At 68.1% G+C, this 16,147-nt stretch carries 12 protein-coding genes and 2 tRNA genes; 8 read left to right on the plus strand and 6 right to left on the minus strand.

Annotation, left to right across the window (positions count from 1 at the left end):
- Positions 1–149: 149 nt before the first annotated feature.
- Entirely contained in the window at positions 150–1,841 is a 1,692-nt protein-coding gene (locus V8J38_RS04115) for an MFS transporter (RefSeq protein WP_338578013.1), read from the minus strand.
- Between the two features lie 179 nt (positions 1,842–2,020).
- Between V8J38_RS04115 and V8J38_RS04120 the strand changes: the two genes are divergently transcribed.
- Together V8J38_RS04120 and V8J38_RS04125 are read left to right on the plus strand one after the other, a co-directional pair.
- On the plus strand, positions 2,021–2,983 hold the full coding sequence (locus tag V8J38_RS04120) for a rhodanese-related sulfurtransferase (RefSeq protein WP_422388315.1): 963 nt from the start codon (positions 2,021–2,023) through the stop codon (positions 2,981–2,983).
- Between the two features lie 216 nt (positions 2,984–3,199).
- The gene (locus V8J38_RS04125; protein WP_338578015.1) at positions 3,200–4,816 is read left to right on the plus strand and encodes an acyl-CoA dehydrogenase family protein; all 1,617 of its coding nucleotides are present in this window, start codon (positions 3,200–3,202) and stop codon (positions 4,814–4,816) included.
- 62 nt (positions 4,817–4,878) lie between these two features.
- On the opposite strand, the gene V8J38_RS04130 is transcribed toward V8J38_RS04125, so the two are convergent.
- The 3 genes from V8J38_RS04130 to V8J38_RS04140 all read right to left on the minus strand — a co-directional run bounded on the left by V8J38_RS04130 (position 4,879) and on the right by V8J38_RS04140 (position 5,716).
- Positions 4,879–4,954: transfer RNA gene (locus V8J38_RS04130), tRNA-Ala, on the minus strand.
- Positions 4,955–5,046: 92 nt separating this feature from the next.
- Positions 5,047–5,122 (minus strand) — tRNA-Ala (locus V8J38_RS04135).
- 129 nt (positions 5,123–5,251) lie between these two features.
- Positions 5,252–5,716, minus strand: a complete 465-nt coding sequence (locus tag V8J38_RS04140; RefSeq protein ID WP_291779575.1) for a TIGR02300 family protein — start codon at positions 5,714–5,716, stop codon at positions 5,252–5,254.
- Positions 5,717–5,850: 134 nt separating this feature from the next.
- Between V8J38_RS04140 and aroA the strand changes: the two genes are divergently transcribed.
- The 5 genes from aroA to mscL all read left to right on the plus strand — a co-directional run bounded on the left by aroA (position 5,851) and on the right by mscL (position 10,729).
- Entirely contained in the window at positions 5,851–7,203 is a 1,353-nt protein-coding gene (aroA, locus tag V8J38_RS04145; RefSeq protein WP_422388316.1) for a 3-phosphoshikimate 1-carboxyvinyltransferase, read from the plus strand.
- Positions 7,200–7,844 (plus strand): (d)CMP kinase, encoded by a 645-nt coding sequence (gene cmk, locus V8J38_RS04150; RefSeq protein ID WP_338578016.1) that lies wholly within the window; start codon positions 7,200–7,202, stop codon positions 7,842–7,844. The genes aroA and cmk overlap by 4 nt, the downstream gene beginning before the upstream one ends.
- 183 nt (positions 7,845–8,027) lie before the next feature.
- Complete coding sequence (rpsA, locus tag V8J38_RS04155; RefSeq protein ID WP_291779584.1) at positions 8,028–9,725, plus strand: 30S ribosomal protein S1; 1,698 nt, start codon at positions 8,028–8,030, stop codon at positions 9,723–9,725.
- Between the two features lie 276 nt (positions 9,726–10,001).
- Complete coding sequence (locus V8J38_RS04160) at positions 10,002–10,292, plus strand: integration host factor subunit beta (RefSeq protein ID WP_003165992.1); 291 nt, start codon at positions 10,002–10,004, stop codon at positions 10,290–10,292.
- Positions 10,293–10,318: 26 nt separating this feature from the next.
- Positions 10,319–10,729, plus strand: a complete 411-nt coding sequence (gene mscL, locus V8J38_RS04165; RefSeq protein WP_087141720.1) for a large-conductance mechanosensitive channel protein MscL — start codon at positions 10,319–10,321, stop codon at positions 10,727–10,729.
- 22 nt (positions 10,730–10,751) lie between these two features.
- Here mscL and V8J38_RS04170 read toward each other — a convergent pair whose 3' ends face one another.
- On the minus strand, positions 10,752–11,918 hold the full coding sequence (locus V8J38_RS04170) for an N-acetyltransferase (RefSeq protein ID WP_338578018.1): 1,167 nt from the start codon (positions 11,916–11,918) through the stop codon (positions 10,752–10,754).
- A gap of 201 nt (positions 11,919–12,119) precedes the next feature.
- Between V8J38_RS04170 and V8J38_RS04175 the strand changes: the two genes are divergently transcribed.
- Positions 12,120–13,886, plus strand: coding sequence for an oligopeptide:H+ symporter (locus V8J38_RS04175; protein ID WP_338578019.1), 1,767 nt, complete (start codon positions 12,120–12,122; stop codon positions 13,884–13,886).
- A gap of 137 nt (positions 13,887–14,023) precedes the next feature.
- Here V8J38_RS04175 and V8J38_RS04180 read toward each other — a convergent pair whose 3' ends face one another.
- Entirely contained in the window at positions 14,024–16,072 is a 2,049-nt protein-coding gene (locus V8J38_RS04180) for a TonB-dependent receptor plug domain-containing protein (RefSeq protein ID WP_338578020.1), read from the minus strand.
- Between the last annotated feature and the right edge of the window lie 75 nt (positions 16,073–16,147).

The following is a 16,147-nucleotide window of genomic DNA, read 5'->3' on the forward strand; positions in this document are numbered from 1 at the left end:
GTGGCCTCCTAGACCAGATTTTGCGCCGGTCGCGCAAGTCGGAGTTTGTGTGCGCCGCAATATCGACGACGTTGATAAGGACTGCCTGTGTTCGGCCGATCACGGTTGATTATTTGCTCGCTATATCGGTCAGGCGCGACAAGCTTGGTCTAGGAGGATCGGGTCGGGTCGGTCAGAGGCTCGCCGTAGTGGCGATCGCCATGCAGATTGGCGGCCAGGGGCGCTGTGGTGCGTTCGATCATGCGATGGACGACCGGCTTGTCCGGCCCCTGGTGCAGGGCGCGGATGCCCTCGTTGATCGAGGCGTCGGCGTGGGTGATGCGCTGGTTGTGGCGGATGTAGTCCAGCCAGGTCGGCGTCTGATATTTCTCGACCCAGATCTCGGGTTCGGCCAGGTCGCGCATCAGGCGCCACTGACGCGCGCCGTCGCGGCGGCGGATGCGACGCCGCTCGTCCATCAGGGCCAGGAAGGCGTCGATGTCCTCCTCGCGGATGCGATAGGCGATGGAGACGATCACCGGCCCGCTGCGCGGCTCGATGGCCAGGGCGGTCTGCGGCTCGGTCCAGCGCCGCAGCAGGTCCATGTTCAAATTGGCGGTCGAGGGCAGGGGGACCCTGAGGCCGATCAGCACGCACAGCGTTAGCACGCCCGCCGACATGGCCAGCGCCGTCTCGACGCCATAGGTCTGGGCCAGACTGCCCCACAGCCAGCTGCCGCCCGCCATGCCGCCGAAGGCCGCCATCTGATACAGCGCCAAGGCTCGCGCCACGACCCAGCGGGGCACCGACATCTGCACCGTGACGTTGAAGCTGGACAGCACCAGCACCCAGCCCGCTCCGGCGATCATCAGGGCCGGAAGCGTCACGACCAGCCAGGGCGCATAGGCCAGGCCCAGGGCCGCAGCCGCAAAGGCCAGGGCGGCGACGCGGACGATGGTCTCCGTCTCATATTTCGCGCGAAGTCGGCCGACGAACAGGGCGCCGCCCACGGCGCCGACGCCGAATGACCCGAGCAGCAGGCCGAAGACCAGAGGGCCGCCGCCGCTCTCGCGCGCGACCACGGGCATCAGGGCCTGGATCGCGCTGGCGCCGACGCCGAACACCAGGGCGCGCAGCAGCACCGCCGTCACGCGCGGCGACAGGAAGGCGTAGCGCACCCCGCCGGCCATGGCCGCCAGCAGCCGCTCTCGCGGCAGGGTCTGCTTGGGCCGCTCGGGCTTCCAGCGGAACAGGACGATCAGCAGGCCCAGATAGCTGAAGGCGTTGACGGCGAAGGCCGCCGCAGCGCCCGCCGCCGCCACGATCAGGCCGCCCAGCGCCGGGCCGACGCTGCGCGCCATGTTGAAGCCCATGGAGTTCAGGGTCACGGCTCCGGCCAGATCCTCACGCGGGACCATGTCGCCGACCGACGCCTGCCACGCCGGGCCGTTGAAGGCCGTGCCGCAGCCGATCAGGAAGGTGAAGGTCAGCAGCACCCAGGGGGTGATCCAGCCCATCCAGGTCATGGCCGCCAGCCCCGCCGAGACCAGCAGCATGAAGGTCTGGGCAGCCAGCATGATCCTGCGTCGGTCCACCGTGTCGGCCAGGGCTCCGGCTGCCAGCGACAGCAACATGATCGGCAGGGTGATCGACGCCTGCACCAGGGCGACCATCTGCGCCGAGGCGATGGAGGTCATCATCCACGCCGCGCCCACCGACTGGATTAGGCCGCCGAAATTGGTGACCAGGCTGGTGATCCACACCGCCCGGAAGATCGGGTGCCGCAGCGGCGCCAGGGCCGAGGGACGCTCCGGCGGGACGGACGGCGGCCCAGAAGCAGCGGCGTCGGCGGTCGAACTCATGCGGGGCGGCTCCTCGCATGGACGATACGGGGGTGGACGATACGCAGCAGACGGGAACCGACGACGATCATGCGGGCAATCCACACGGCTTCGGCGGGGGAAGCAAGGCAGGAAGCGGTCACTCTGGGTTCCGGATTATTGGCGTCGCGAGGGCGGCGGCGGGACGCTATAGGAAGGCCGTGACCGTCCCAGCCGTTCCCTCTCAGTCGCCTTCGGCCCCCTTCACCGTGGCCGCCCTGTATCGTTTCGCGCCCGTGGCCGATCCGGCGGCGTTGCGGATGCATCTGCTGGACCTGTGCGGGACGCAGGTGCGCGGCACGCTTCTGGTGGCGCATGAGGGGATCAACGGCACCATCGCCGGCCCCGAAGCCGACGTCGCCCGCGTCGTCGACGGGGTGCGCGCCCTGCCGGGCTTCGAGCGACTGGAACTGAAATATTCGACGGCGCAGGCCATGCCCTTCCACCGCATGAAGGTGCGGGTGAAGGCCGAGATCGTCACCATGGGTCAGCCCGACATTGACCCGGTCGACGGCGTCGGGACCTACGTCTCGCCCCGCGACTGGAACGCCCTGATCGCCGACCCCGACACCGTCGTCATCGACACTCGCAACGACTATGAGGGCGAGATCGGCGCCTTTGCGGGCGCGGTCCAGCCCAACACCCGCACCTTCCGCGAGTTCGCCGACTGGTTCCGCACCGAGGGGCGCGCCCTGCTGGACCGTCCGACCCCGCCGAAGGTGGCGATGTACTGCACCGGCGGCATCCGCTGCGAAAAGGCCACCGCCTTCCTGAAGGCCGAGGGGGTGCGCGACGTGCATCACCTCGAAGGCGGCATTCTGAAATATCTGGAGACCGTGCCGGAGCCGGAAAGCCTGTGGCGCGGCGAATGCTTCGTCTTCGACGAGCGGGTGGCCGTGGGGCATGGGCTGGTCGAGGGCGAGCACGCCTTGTGCCGGGGCTGCCGGATGCCGGTCAGCCCCGAGGGGCGCCGTTCTGCGCGTTATGTCGAGGGCGTGTCCTGCGACCGCTGCTGGGACGACCGCGATGCGACTCAGCGCGAGGGTTACGCCGAACGCCAGAAGCAGATGGAGATCGCCCGCGCCCGAGGCGTGGCGCATGTGGGGGCGGCGCAGAAAGGTTAATAGGCGCTTCTTCCGCTCCTCTCACTACTCTGCCGTCATCCTCGGGCTTGACCCGAGGATCCAGCCTTGCCGCGAGCTGTCGTCGTATCGTGGCGCGCATTGATTGATCCCACACCGGCCAACCGGCGCGGGTCTGGATCCTCGGGTTTTGCCCGGAGAGGGTCGCGGTCGGCGCCCTGCCATGCCATCCTCCTCGCATAGTCAGGAGGCCCGCCCATGTCCGCCTTTCGTCCCGTCGAGCGCCTCGACACTCATGAGGTGTCCAATCAGGTTCCGCCGCTGGAGGATGTCGACCTGTTCGCGGGCGACAGGGCGCTGCACGACGCCGTGCGCCATTGGGGCGGGGCGGGGCATGTCGAGCGGCTGACCGATCTGGGCCGCCGCTGCGGCTCGGCCGAGGTGATCGACTGGGGCGTGCAGGCCAATCGGGTGACGCCCGTGCTGGATACCCACGACCGCTATGGCCGCCGGATCGACGAGGTGACCTTTCATCCGGCCTATCATCAGCTGATGGAGCTGGGGCTGGGCGCAGGGATCGCCGCCAGCGCCTGGGACGGGACGCCGAACGGGCATCTGCTGCACGCGGCTATCCTGTTCCTGACCGGGCAGGCGGATTCGGGGACCAGTTGCCCCATGACCATGACCTACGCCTCGGCAGCGGCGCTTCAGGCCGATCCGGCGACGGGCGAACCGTGGATCCGGGGCGTGCTGGCCGGCCGCTATGACCCGGCCGTGCGCCCGGCGGGGGACAAGGCGGGCGTGACGCTCGGCATGGCCATGACCGAGAAGCAGGGCGGCTCGGACGTGCGCGCCAACACCACCCGCGCGGAGCCGGTCGGCGAGGACGGCTGGTATAGTCTGACCGGGCACAAGTGGTTCTGTTCGGCGCCGATGTGCGACGCCTTCCTGACGCTGGCCTATGCGCCGGGCGGGCTGACCTGCTTCATCCTGCCGCGCTGGCTGCCGGACGGGACGCGCAATGCGGGCTTCCGCGTCATGCGGCTGAAGGACAAGATGGGCGACCGCTCCAACGCCTCGTCCGAGGTCGAGTATCACGGCGCGCTGGCCCAGCGACTGGGCGAAGAGGGGCGCGGCGTCGCCACCATCATCCGCATGGTCCAGCATACCCGGCTGGACTGCGTGGTCGGATCGGCGCTGCAGATGCGCGGGGCGCTGGCGCAGGCCGTGTGGCACGCCGCCCACCGCACCGCCTTCCAGAAGCGGCTGATCGACCAGCCGATGATGGCCGCCGTCCTGACCGATCTGGCGGTCGAGAGCGAGGCGGCGACGGCCCTGTCGATGCGGCTGGCGGCCACCTTCGATACGGACGACGCCGTGGGGCGCCTGCTGACGCCGGTCGCCAAATACTGGGTCTGCAAGCGAGCGCCGAACCTGATCTATGAGGCGATGGAGGCGCTGGGCGGCGCCGGCTATGTCGAGACGGGACCGATGCCGCGCCTGTTCCGCCAGTCGCCGCTGAACGCCATCTGGGAAGGCTCGGGCAATGTCATCGCCCTGGACGTGCTGCGCGCGGCGGGGCGCGAGCCGGAGGCCGTCGAGGCTCTGCGCGACTGGCTGGGGTCGCAGGCCGGGAAGTCCGCCGACTACGACCGTTTCATCGCCGGGCTGGGCGTGACGGCGAACGAGGCGGGGGCGCGGCTGGCGGTCGAGCGGCTGGCGCTGGCGGCCCAGGCGGCGGCCCTGCTGGAGATGGACAGCCCCTCGGCCGAAGTCTTCATCGCCCTTCGTCTGCGCCCGCGCGGCATGGCCTATGGCGCCTATGAGGTCGAGGTGGATCAGCGGGCGGTGCTGGAACGGGCCATGCCCGCCTGAAACTCGGGAAAAGGGCGCTCAGATAGGACGAAGGCCCCGCGGGCGTTCCGCGAGGCCTTCGATGGTGGAGCTAAGCGGAGTCGAACCGCTGACCTCTTGAATGCCATTCAAGCGCTCTACCAACTGAGCTATAGCCCCAGGCCGTATCGGCTTGGTCATGTCGTCGACCGTGTCAGGCTGAAGCGCCCGGAAAGGACGAAGGCCCCGCGGGCGTTCCGCGAGGCCTTCGATGGTGGAGCTAAGCGGAGTCGAACCGCTGACCTCTTGAATGCCATTCAAGCGCTCTACCAACTGAGCTATAGCCCCGAACCTTTCGGTCGGTCCCGCCGGGGAAGCTGTCGCCCCCCGGCGAGGCGCGGAAACTAGGTCAGGCCGTTTTGAAGATCAAGCGGGTCTGACACATTTTTTTCCGCTTATTTTTCCGACTCTTGGGCCTTAGTCGTCGTCACGCGACGGCTTGGCCAGCTCTTCGTCGAGGTCGTCGTCGTCCTCGTCCTCGATGAAGGGCACGGAATCGTCGTCGTCATCGTCCAGGACGTCGTCGTCATCGTCGCCGTCGGTCGAGCCCATGCCGGCGTCGTCGCCGCCCGGCTCGCCGTCGTCGTCGTCCGGCGTCAGGATCGGCTCATGGCCTTCCTGGTCGATTTCCGGGGTGGAGCCTTCGGCGTCCTCTTCATCCTCGTCGCTCTCGACCGACTTGTCGGCGACCTGATCTTCGGCCTCCGCGTCGTCAGCGGCGAAGCCGGCGCCGCGCCGCGCACGGCGGCTGCGTACGGCTTCTTCCATCGGATCGAACTCGGTGTCGCACTTGGGGCAGTGGGCCGGGCGACGGTTCAGATCGTAGAATTTGGCCTGGCAGTTCGGGCAGACCTGCTTTTGGCCCAGTTCGGGATTGGCCACGTGATTAGACCTTCGGCGGGTTTAAGGGAGAAATCGGAAATAGGGCGGCTCCCTTGCCACCGGCGGGGGCCGCTGTCAAAAGCCTTCTTTTCCGCGCCTGCGCGGCCTTCCTGACATTCGGAGCCTGCATCAGGGTGAGCACTCCCCAGACCTTCACCGCGTCCCGCGTTTCCAGCCTCGATTCCGGCCTTCGGGGCGTGGTTCGCGCACCGGGCGACAAGTCGATGTCGCACCGCGCCCTGATCTTCGGCGGCATGGCTGAGGGCGTCACCGAAATCGAGGGTCTGCTGGAGGGCGACGACATCCTGGCCACAGGCCGGGCCATGCAGGCGTTCGGGGCTGGGGTGGAGCGGATCGGCGAGGGGCGCTGGCGGGTCGAGGGGCGCGGCGCCCTGCGTTCGCCCGAGGCGGTCATCGACTGCGGCAACGCCGGAACGGGGGTGCGCCTGCTGATGGGGGCGGCGGCGGGCTATGCGCTGACGGCGACGTTCGACGGCGACGCCTCCCTGCGCAAGCGGCCGATGAAGCGGGTCACCGGGCCGCTGGCCGACATGGGCGCGCGGTTCGACTGGAACGCGGCCGAGGACCGGGTGCCGCTGACTCTGCATGGGGGCGGGCTGAAGGGCGTGACCTTCGTCCAGAGCGTCGCCTCGGCCCAGATCAAGTCGGCCATCCTGCTGGCCGGGCTGAATGCGGACGGCGAGACCGTCGTGGTCGAGCCGGAGAAGAGCCGCGACCACACCGAGCGGATGCTGCGCGCCTTCGGCGCCGAGGTCGAGGTGATCGAAAAGGGCGACGGCTGGCGCATCCGCCTGTCGGGCGGACAGAAGCTCAAGGGAACCCACGTCGCCGTGCCGGGCGATCCGTCCTCGGCGGCCTTCCCTCTGGCGGCGGCGCTGGTGGTTCCGGGCTCCGAGGTGACGGTCGAGGGGGTGATGCTCAACCCCCTGCGCACCGGCCTGTTCCAGACCTGGCTCGACATGGGCGCGGACCTGACCATCGCCAACCGCCGCATGGCCGGGGGCGAAGAGGTCGGCGACGTCACCGCGCGTCATTCGGCGCTGAAGGGCGTCGTGGTTCCCGAAGACCGAGCCGCTTCCATGATCGACGAATATCCGATCCTGGCCGCCACGGCCGCCTTCGCAGAGGGCCGCACCGTCATGCGCGGCATCGGCGAGATGCGCGTCAAGGAAAGCGACCGCATCGCCCTGATGGTCGCGGGCCTGTCGGCCTGCGGCGTTCAGGTGCAGGAGGAGCCGGAGGGCTTCATCGTCACTGGCGCCGTCGGGGGCGGCCCGGTGAAGGGCGGCGCGACCGTCGACACCGCCCATGACCACCGCATCGCCATGAGCCATCTGGTGCTGGGCCTGGCCGCCAAACAGCCCGTCTCGGTCCGCGACCCCGAGATGATCGCCACCAGCTTCCCCGGCTTCGTGGAGATGATGAACGGGCTGGGCGGGAAGATTGTCCAAGGGGATGCGGCGTGAACCTCGTCATCGCCGTCGACGGCCCCGCCGCCTCGGGCAAGGGCACCATCGCCGCGCGTCTGGCCGCTCATTACGGCCTGCCGTATCTGGACACCGGCCTGCTGTATCGCGCCGTGGGGCTGGCGGTGCTGGATGCGGGCGGGGACCTGGGCGACGCCGAGGCGGCGGCGCAGGCCGCGCGGGCGCTGGATCTGGCGAGCCTGAGCGACAATCCCCGCCTGACCGATCGCGGCGCGGGCGAGGCGGCCAGCCGCGTGGCCAGCCATCCGGGCGTGCGCGCGGCGCTGCTGAAGGCGCAGCAGGACTTCGCCGCCCAGGCGGGCGGGGCGGTGCTGGACGGGCGCGACATCGGCACGGTGATCGCGCCGGACGCCCCGGCCAAGCTCTATATCGCCGCCAGCCCAGAGGTGCGCGCCGAGCGCCGCTGGAAGCAGTTGACCGCGCGCGGCGAGGTCATCGCCTTCGAGGACATGCTGGAGGATATCCGTCGCCGCGACGCCCGCGACGCCGGCCGCGACGACGCCCCGATGGTCCAGGCGGCCGACGCCGTCTTGCTGGATACGACCGATCTGGGTATAGAGGCCGCCTTCGATGCGGCCCGCCGTATCGTCGAGGCGGCGCGAGCCAGGGCCGGGATCTGATCCCGCCGGGCGAATCCAACGCTCCGATCTCCTCGACGGCCGCGGGCGTTCTGGCTTTTGTTTCGCGCTTTTCGAGCGTGCGTCGCCTCGCCTCGTGACGACCTGACTTTCCCTTTTACACCCCATTCGCGCATGTCCGTTCGGTCGTGCGCGTTTCGCCTTTCATCAACCTCAAGAGTTTCCATGACTGAAACCCTCAACCCCACCCGCGACGATTTCGCCGCGCTCCTCGACGAACAGCTGCAGGGCCGCGACCTCGGCGAAGGCCAGGTCGTTCACGGCCGCGTCGTCGGCATTGAAAAAGACATCGTCATCATCGACGTCGGTCTGAAGACCGAAGGCCGCATCGCCATGCGCGAGTTCGGCCAGGGCGAAGGCGCCGTCCTGCCCAAGGTCGGCGACAACGTCGAGGTCTACCTGGAGCGCGTCGAGAACGCGATGGGCGAGGCCGTCATCAGCCGCGACAAGGCTCGCCGCGAAGAAGCCTGGACCCGTCTGGAAGCCGTGTTCGCCGAAGGCCACCCGGTCAACGGCGCCATCGTCGGCCGCGTCAAGGGCGGCTTCACCGTCGATCTGGGCGGCGCCTCGGCCTTCCTGCCGGGCTCGCAAGTCGATATCCGTCCGGTCCGCGACGTCGGCCCGCTGATGGGCAAGGAACAGCCCTTCGCCATCCTGAAGATGGACCGTCCGCGCGGCAACATCGTCGTCTCGCGTCGCGCCATCCTGGAAGAAGCCCGCGCTGAACAGCGCACGGAGCTGGTCGGCCAGCTGCAAGAGGGCGAAGTCCGCGAAGGCGTCGTCAAGAACATCACCGACTACGGCGCGTTCGTCGACCTGGGCGGCATCGACGGCCTGCTGCACGTCACGGACATGTCGTGGAAGCGCGTGTCGCACCCGTCGCAGGTCCTGGCCGTCGGCGACACCGTCAAGGTCCAGATCGTCAAGATCAACCCGGACACCCAGCGCATCTCGCTCGGCATGAAGCAGCTGCAGTCGGATCCGTGGGACGGCGTCGAAGCCAAGTACCCGGTCAACGCCAAGTACACCGGCCGCGTCACCAACATCACCGACTACGGCGCCTTCGTGGAGCTGGAGCCGGGCGTTGAAGGCCTGGTCCACGTGTCGGAAATGTCCTGGACCAAGAAGAACGTCCACCCGGGCAAGATCGTCTCCACCTCGCAGGAAGTGGACGTCATCGTCCTGGACGTCGACAGCGCCAAGCGTCGTATCTCGCTGGGCCTGAAGCAGGCTCAGAACAACCCGTGGGAGGCCTTCCTGGAGGCTCACCCGGTCGGTTCGACCGTCGAGGGCGAAGTCAAGAACGCCACCGAGTTCGGCCTGTTCGTCGGCCTGGACAACGACATCGACGGCATGGTCCACCTTTCGGACCTGGACTGGAACGTGTCGGGCGAAGAAGCCATCCAGCGCTACCGCAAGGGCGAGGTCATCAAGGCCAAGGTGCTGGACGTCGACATCGAGAAGGAGCGCGTCTCCCTGGGCGTCAAGCAGCTCGGCGGCGACCCGATGGAAGGCGACACCTACAAGCGCGGCCAGCAGATCACCGTCACCGTGACGGCGATCGAGACCGGCGGCATCGAGGTGAAGTTCGGTGAAGACGACGCGCCGGTTACGGCCTTCGTGCGCAAGTCGGACCTGTCGCGCGACCGCAACGAGCAGCGCACCGAGCGCTTCGCCGTGGGCGACCGCGTCGACGCCATGATCACCGCCGTCGACAAGGCCACGCGCCGCGTCTCGGTCTCGATCAAGGCCCTCGAGATGAAGGACGAACAGGAAGCCATCGAACAGTTCGGGTCGTCGGACTCGGGCGCCTCGCTGGGCGACATCCTGGGCGCCGCGCTCAAGAACGCGGGCAAGGAATAAGCTTCCTTCCCGACGGGAAAACGGGGCGGCCGGAGCGATCCGGCCGCCCTTTTTCTTGGAGCGTGCGCGCCGGCGGGCGGCGGCCGGGCTGAGCCGTTCTGGGAATCGCTCTCAGCGCAGATCGGCTTTTTCTCCCTTTCGGAGCCGCTGGCGGGACGAAACCTGTCGGCCTCGAAAGCAAGAAACCTTCGCGACGATACGTTTTGTCTCTTTCTTCCTGTGGCGACAGACGGTTAGGGTGTCGTCCCGGACGGTGAAGCCAAGGCGGGGGCCTGAATGATCAAGTCTGAACTGATCGAGAAACTGGCGGCTGAGAACCTGCATCTCACCCATGCGGAGGTGGAGCGGGTCGTGAACGTGATCCTGGGCCGCATGACCGAGACCCTCTCGGACGGCGGCCGGGTCGAGCTTCGCGGCTTCGGCGCCTTCTCGGTGCGCAGCCGCCCGGCGCGGACGGGACGCAATCCCCGCACCGGCGAGACGGTCGAGGTGCCGGCCAAGGCCGTGCCCTTTTTCAAGAGCGGCAAGGAACTGCGCGAGCGCCTGAACGCTTCCGGCGACGCCTGATCCCTAATCGAAAGACTGAAGATCCCATGAGCCTGCTGACCGAGTTTCGGGAATTCGCCGCGCGCGGCAACGTCGTCGACCTGGCGGTCGGCGTCATCATCGGCGCTTCGTTCGGCAAGATCGTCACCAGCCTGGTGGATCAGGTGGTGATGCCGCCGATCGGCCTGCTGCTGGGCAAGGTCGACTTCTCCAAGCTGGAATGGGTCCTGGTGCCCGAGAACCCGGCGACCGAGGCGGTCGAGAAGGTGGCCATCCAGTACGGCGCCTTCATCAACACCCTGATCCAGTTCCTGATCGTGGCCTTCGTGGTCTTCCTGGCGGTCAAGGCGATCAACAAGATGCGCCGCGAACAGCCGGCCGAGCCGGAAGCGGCCGGCCCGACGCCGACCGAAGCCCTGCTGGCTGAAATCCGCGACGAATTGAAGGCGCGCCCCTAAGGGGCCGTCTGCGAGCGCCGTTTCAGGCCCGCGCCTCCATCGCGCGACGAGGTGCGGACGACGGCGCCAGCCGCAGGGCGGCGCTGGCCCGCGCGGGCAGCGGCCGCAGACAGAAGGAATAGTCGCCGTCATAGGGGGTGGGCCGCCAGCCGGCGTCCTGCATCCCCGCGTCGAAGGCGACGTGACAGTGGCCCCAGCCGCCTTCGCGCCGCGCGCGGTCGGCTTGCCGTCCCAAGGCCCGCTGCAGTTCAGACGACGCGACCTGCAGCCTGACCTTGGCTGCGCCCAGGGGCGGAGCCAGCCGACGCAGGCTCTCGCACAGCGCCTGGATCGCGCGGGCGTCGTTCTTCAGGGCGATCAAGTCGATGATCTCCAGGGTCGGCGGCTCCAGCGGCGTCTGCTTGTTCAGCATGGCGACGGCGAACCCCGTGATGCGTCCCTCGTCTCTATAAGCCAGCGTCAGCGGCGGCACCGTCAGATCGGGGTCCGACAGCCGCCATCGCATGATCGCCGGGCTGCGGTCCGCCGTCAGCCGCCCCTCGGCGCGCAGGACCTGCCAGAAGCGGGCGTAGTCCGATCGTTCGGACAGGTCTGGGCTGCGGGTCACGCTGGCGGGCAGGCGGCGCTCGGCCTGACGCAGGGCGCGCCCGTTAAGCAGGCGGGGCAGGGGAGACAGCTGCTCGCCCAGCAGGCGCGCCAGCGTCGGGGCCCGGTCCACCACGCCGCGCAGGGCGCGTCCATAGAGGCAGGCGACGGGGTCGATCACCCAGGCCAGCTTCACCGCATGGGCCTCGGGCGGCCAGGGGATCATGCCGTGCCGCCGGTACAGGGGGCTTGAGCGGGCGTTCGCGTTCAAGGTGTATCGGGCGAAGCAGCCCGGCTGGTTGACGAAGGCGTCGATCAGGGCGCGACTGCGGCCTCTCTGCGCCGGAGGCACCACGATGGAGTAGCCGGTGGCGCCGAACAGGGCGCGATCGTTCAGCCAGAACCGCTGGATGAAGTTGCCCACGACGGCTTCCGCGCCTCTGCCGTGGTCGATCACCCAGCCGTGCGGGGCGTCAATTTCCGAGGCGGCCGGATTGGCCGTCAGCCAGCGCCAGCCCGCCGCCGATCGTTCCGGCCACCAGACGCTGCGATGCAGCCGATTGACGGCGTCCAGGTCTGACGCATGCAGCGGGCGCAGCGGCATGAACGGCTCCTTGTGGAAACTCAGGGAGCATTCACGTAAAACGTGTAAATTGATCTAACGACACCCAAAGCGAGAATTGTTTGGCCGTTGTGCGACGACCTGACGGCCGGATTTCGCCGTTAACGCTTGTTTGCAATCCGTGACCGTGCTGTTTCTGCACGCTTCCGCGCCCGTCGGGGGCGCAAGAGATGGAGCTTGCCGTTGAGCACGACGGACGCAGGGGGCGCGCTCGAAGCGCCACGCAAGACCTTTCTGGGTCACCCGCGGGGGCTGGTGATCCTGTTCTTCACGGAGATGTGGGAACGCTTCTCCTATTACGGCATGCGGGCGCTGCTGGTCATGTATCTGACCCAGCACTTCCTGTTCGGACCGGCCGAGGCGCAGGGCATCTACGCCGCCTACGCTGCGCTGGTTTACCTGATGCCGGTTCTGGGCGGCATGATCGCCGACAGATACCTGGGCGCGCGCAAGGCCGTGGTCATCGGCGCCGTGCTGCTGGTGGCGGGCCACTTCACCATGGCGTTCGAAGGCTCGGGCGGTAAGGAAAGCCTGACCATCGGCGAGCGCGCCTATCAGATCGAGGTCGTCGGCCGCGATCAGAACCGCACCATGTTCGCCGTCAGCGGCGACGAGCGGGTCCAGATCTCCATCACCCCGGAAGGCGTGTCCAAGGTCGGCGCCGAGCCGGCGGCGGCCCAGGCCGCCGACGCAGCGGCGGTCGCGGCGGTCAGCGAGGGCTTCCCCGCCTTCACGCCCGCAGGCGGCTACAAGGTCGAGACCAAGCGCGACACCGCCTTCGGCGAGCCGGTCCTGTTCCTGGCCCTGTCGCTAATCATCATGGGCGTGGGCTTCCTGAAGGCCAACATCTCGACCGTGGTGGGCGCCCTCTATGAAGAGAACGATCCGCGTCGCGACGGCGGCTTCACCATCTTCTACGTCGGCATCAACCTGGGGTCCCTGCTGGCCACGGCGGCCTGCTCCTATCTGGGCTTCACCTATGGCTGGGCCTACGGCTTCGGTCTGGCGGGCTTCGGCATGCTGTTGGGGCTGCTGACCTTCCTGATCGGCGCGCCCTGGCTTGAAGGCCGCGGCGGACCGCCGGTCCCGCTGAAGGGGCGCTCCATCTTCGGCGTGCCGGTCGAGGCCTTCTTCTGGATCGCGGGCATCGTCGCCGTCTTCCCGGTCTGGATGCTGATGCAGCGTCACGAGATCGTGCAGACGATCCTGATCCCCATCGCCCTGGTCACCTTCGTGTCGGTGGTCGGCTACACCGTCTTCCGCCTGAAGGGCGCCGAGCGGTCGCGGATGCTGGTCGCTCAGGTGCTGATCTTCTTCTCGGTGCTGTTCTGGGCCCTGTTCGAACAGGCGGGTTCGTCCCTGACCCTGTTCGCCGACCAGTCGACCCAGATGCCGAGCTGGTTCAACGCCGGCTACACCCAGATGTTCAACCCCGGCATCATCGTCGTGGGCGGGCCGATCATGGCGGCCCTGTGGGTCTGGCTGGGCAAGCGCAACCGCGAGCCGTCGACCCCGGTCAAGTTCTCGGTCGCCCTGGTCCTGGTCGGCGCGGGCTTCCTGCTGCTGTCGTGGGCGGCGGCGAACAACTTCAACGACTCCTTCCGCGTGCCGTTGATGATCCTGTTCCTGACCTACGCCTTCCACACCATCGGCGAGCTGTGTCTGTCGCCGGTCGGCCTGTCGATGATCACCAAGCTGTCGGTGGCGCGCGTGGTCGGCCTGATGATGGGCGTGTGGTTCCTGTCGTCGTCGGTGGCCCACATCGTCGCCGGCTGGATCGCCGCCGCCACCGCCACGGACACCGTGGCCGGCGTCGTCACCAACCCGCAGCTGGCGTTGCAGACCTATGGCTCCATCTTCGGGACCATCGGCTGGACCGGCGTGGGCGTCGGCGTCGTGCTGCTGGCCCTGTCGCCTCTTCTCAAGAAGGGCATGGCGGGCGTTCACTGATCGCCTGATCGGTTTGCGACAAGGAAGGGGCGGCGTCTCGCAGGAGGCGCCGCCCTTTTCAGTTGGTGCGGGTCGCCTGCCTGGGCCGCTTCGCGTTGGGGAGACGAAGCGACGCCGACGGGTCCTCTTCTTGTGGCTCAGAACGTCTTGCGCAGGCGGATCTGATAGAAGGTCCGCGGATCGATGAAGCGGTTCTCGACGAAGGCGATCGGCCGGGTCTCGCGGTCGCCGAAGACGGTCCGCTCGACGTTGAAGTCGTCCCAGAGGTTGACCTGGCCGCGGATCGACAGGGTCGGGGTCGGCTTATACTCGGCCCACAGCTCGTAATAGTCGTGGCCGCGCCAGCCGTTGATTTCGTCGGGACGGAAGGTCTTCTGGCCCAGCAGCGGGATCCAGGCGCCGCCCCATTGCAGCTTCCAACTGGTGATGTCCTGCTGGAAGGTGATGGTCGCCTGGCTGGGGCGGATGCCCGAGATGGGGCGGATCTCGCCCGTGGTCGGGTCGGTGACCTCGGTGTGGTTCCAGGTGTTTCTGAAGCCGAACTTGCCGCCCGAGAGGCCGAGCTTGTCGGTCGGGACGGTGACGTTCAGCACCAACTGATCCAGCGTGCCGTCGCCGATGTTGCCCACGGCCGCGTAACCGCCCTCAAGGGGGATGACGTCGATGGCGTTCGAGATTTCGTCGTGGCGCAGACCGACGCTGACGATTCCTTCGCCCCAGAAGCGCTTCTCGAAGGTCAGTTCGCCGACCCAGCGGGATTCGGGCTCCAGATTGACGTTGCCGCCGAAGACGTTCTCGTCCTCCAGATCGGCCGAGGCGGCGAAGTCGCCGAAGTCCAGCTGACCGACCGTGCGCTCGATGCGCAGGCGCACCTGGGTGGAGGCCGTCGGCGTCCAGGTCGTCAGCAGGCGGGGCTTGGCGTAGAAGAAGCTCTTCTCCTGCTCGGCGTCGCCCGACTGGCTGATGGTCGAGGATTCCAGCCGCAGGCCGCCCTCGAGCGTCCATTTGGGATTGATGCGCCAGGTGGCCTTGCCGAACAGTTCGCCGCGCGTCTCCTCGACCTTGACCGAGGCCGAGGGCAGGGGCTTGTTCACCCCGCCGACTGAATAGGTCTGATCGATCTCCAGCATGTTGTAGGCGATCTCGCCGCCGCCTTCGAACTCCAGGGCGGCGGACCGCTCGAAGCGCAGCAGGCCGCGCAGGATGGTCTCGGAGGAGTCGCCGTTGGCGGCGAACCGTTCGATCGGCTCTTCGACCTCGGCTTCGCGGTTCAGGGCGGTGGCGACGTTGTCGAATTCCTCGAACTCGTGGATGAAGCGCGTCTCCAGCTTCAGCCGCTCCGACAGGGGGCGGGTGTAGACGACGCCGACCTCGCCGCTCTTGGAGTCTTCGTCGGACAGGCTTTCGCGCAGCACGTCCGGTGCCGTCTGGCGATAGACGCCGTGCCAGTCGTTGATGCCGTAACGCGCCGTCAGGTCGATCCTGCCGCCCATCAGAGGGCCGGCGTAGGTGCCCCGGATCGAGTTCCCGCCGCCGTAGCCGTCGTTGTAGTAGTCCTCGGCGCGCAGCAGTTCGCCGTTCGGGCCGACGCGGCGCAGGGGACCGGCGCCGTTGGAATCGCTGTTGGAGATGCCGTCGCTCAAGGTCACGCCCCAGGTGCGGTCGCCCTTGCGCTCGGTGAACTGATAGGAGCCGCCGAACAGGTCCTGGCCGCCCTCGAACAGGAAGGCGTTGCCGGTCAGGATGTGCTCGCGGCTGACGGTGTTCTTCAGGATGACGTTGGCGACGACGGAATAGCCCTGCATCTCGATGCCGGGCGCGCCGCCGCGGATCAGTTCGATGCGTTCGACCTGGGCGGCGACGGTGCGGCCCAGGACGTTGGAGCCGGTGTCGTTCTTCGACGCGGGGCGCGAGCCGTTGATCAGGACGTTGCCGACCGCGCCTTCGAAGCCGCGCGCGCCGTCGCCGTCGTTGACCGAGAAGCCGGGCACCCGGTTGACCATGTCCAGCGCGGTGTTGGGACGGGCGTCGGCGAAGAAGTCGGGGGTGAAGATCAGGACGGCCTGGTCGCTGGGCACGGCCGTCTGGCGGGCGGGCGCGTCCGTCTTCTCGGCGGCCAGGGCCGCGGCGGGAGCTACAGCCAGCAGCAGGGCGGTGGTCGCCAGCAGGGCGCTCTTGGTGTTCATCTTTCCTCTCCCTCGGTGTCGGCAGAGGTGTGACGGCGGCGACGCCCGATCTCCAGTTACAAGCGGGACAGGTGG

This window comes from Brevundimonas olei (assembly GCF_037055245.1).
Lineage (GTDB): Bacteria > Pseudomonadota > Alphaproteobacteria > Caulobacterales > Caulobacteraceae > Brevundimonas > Brevundimonas olei.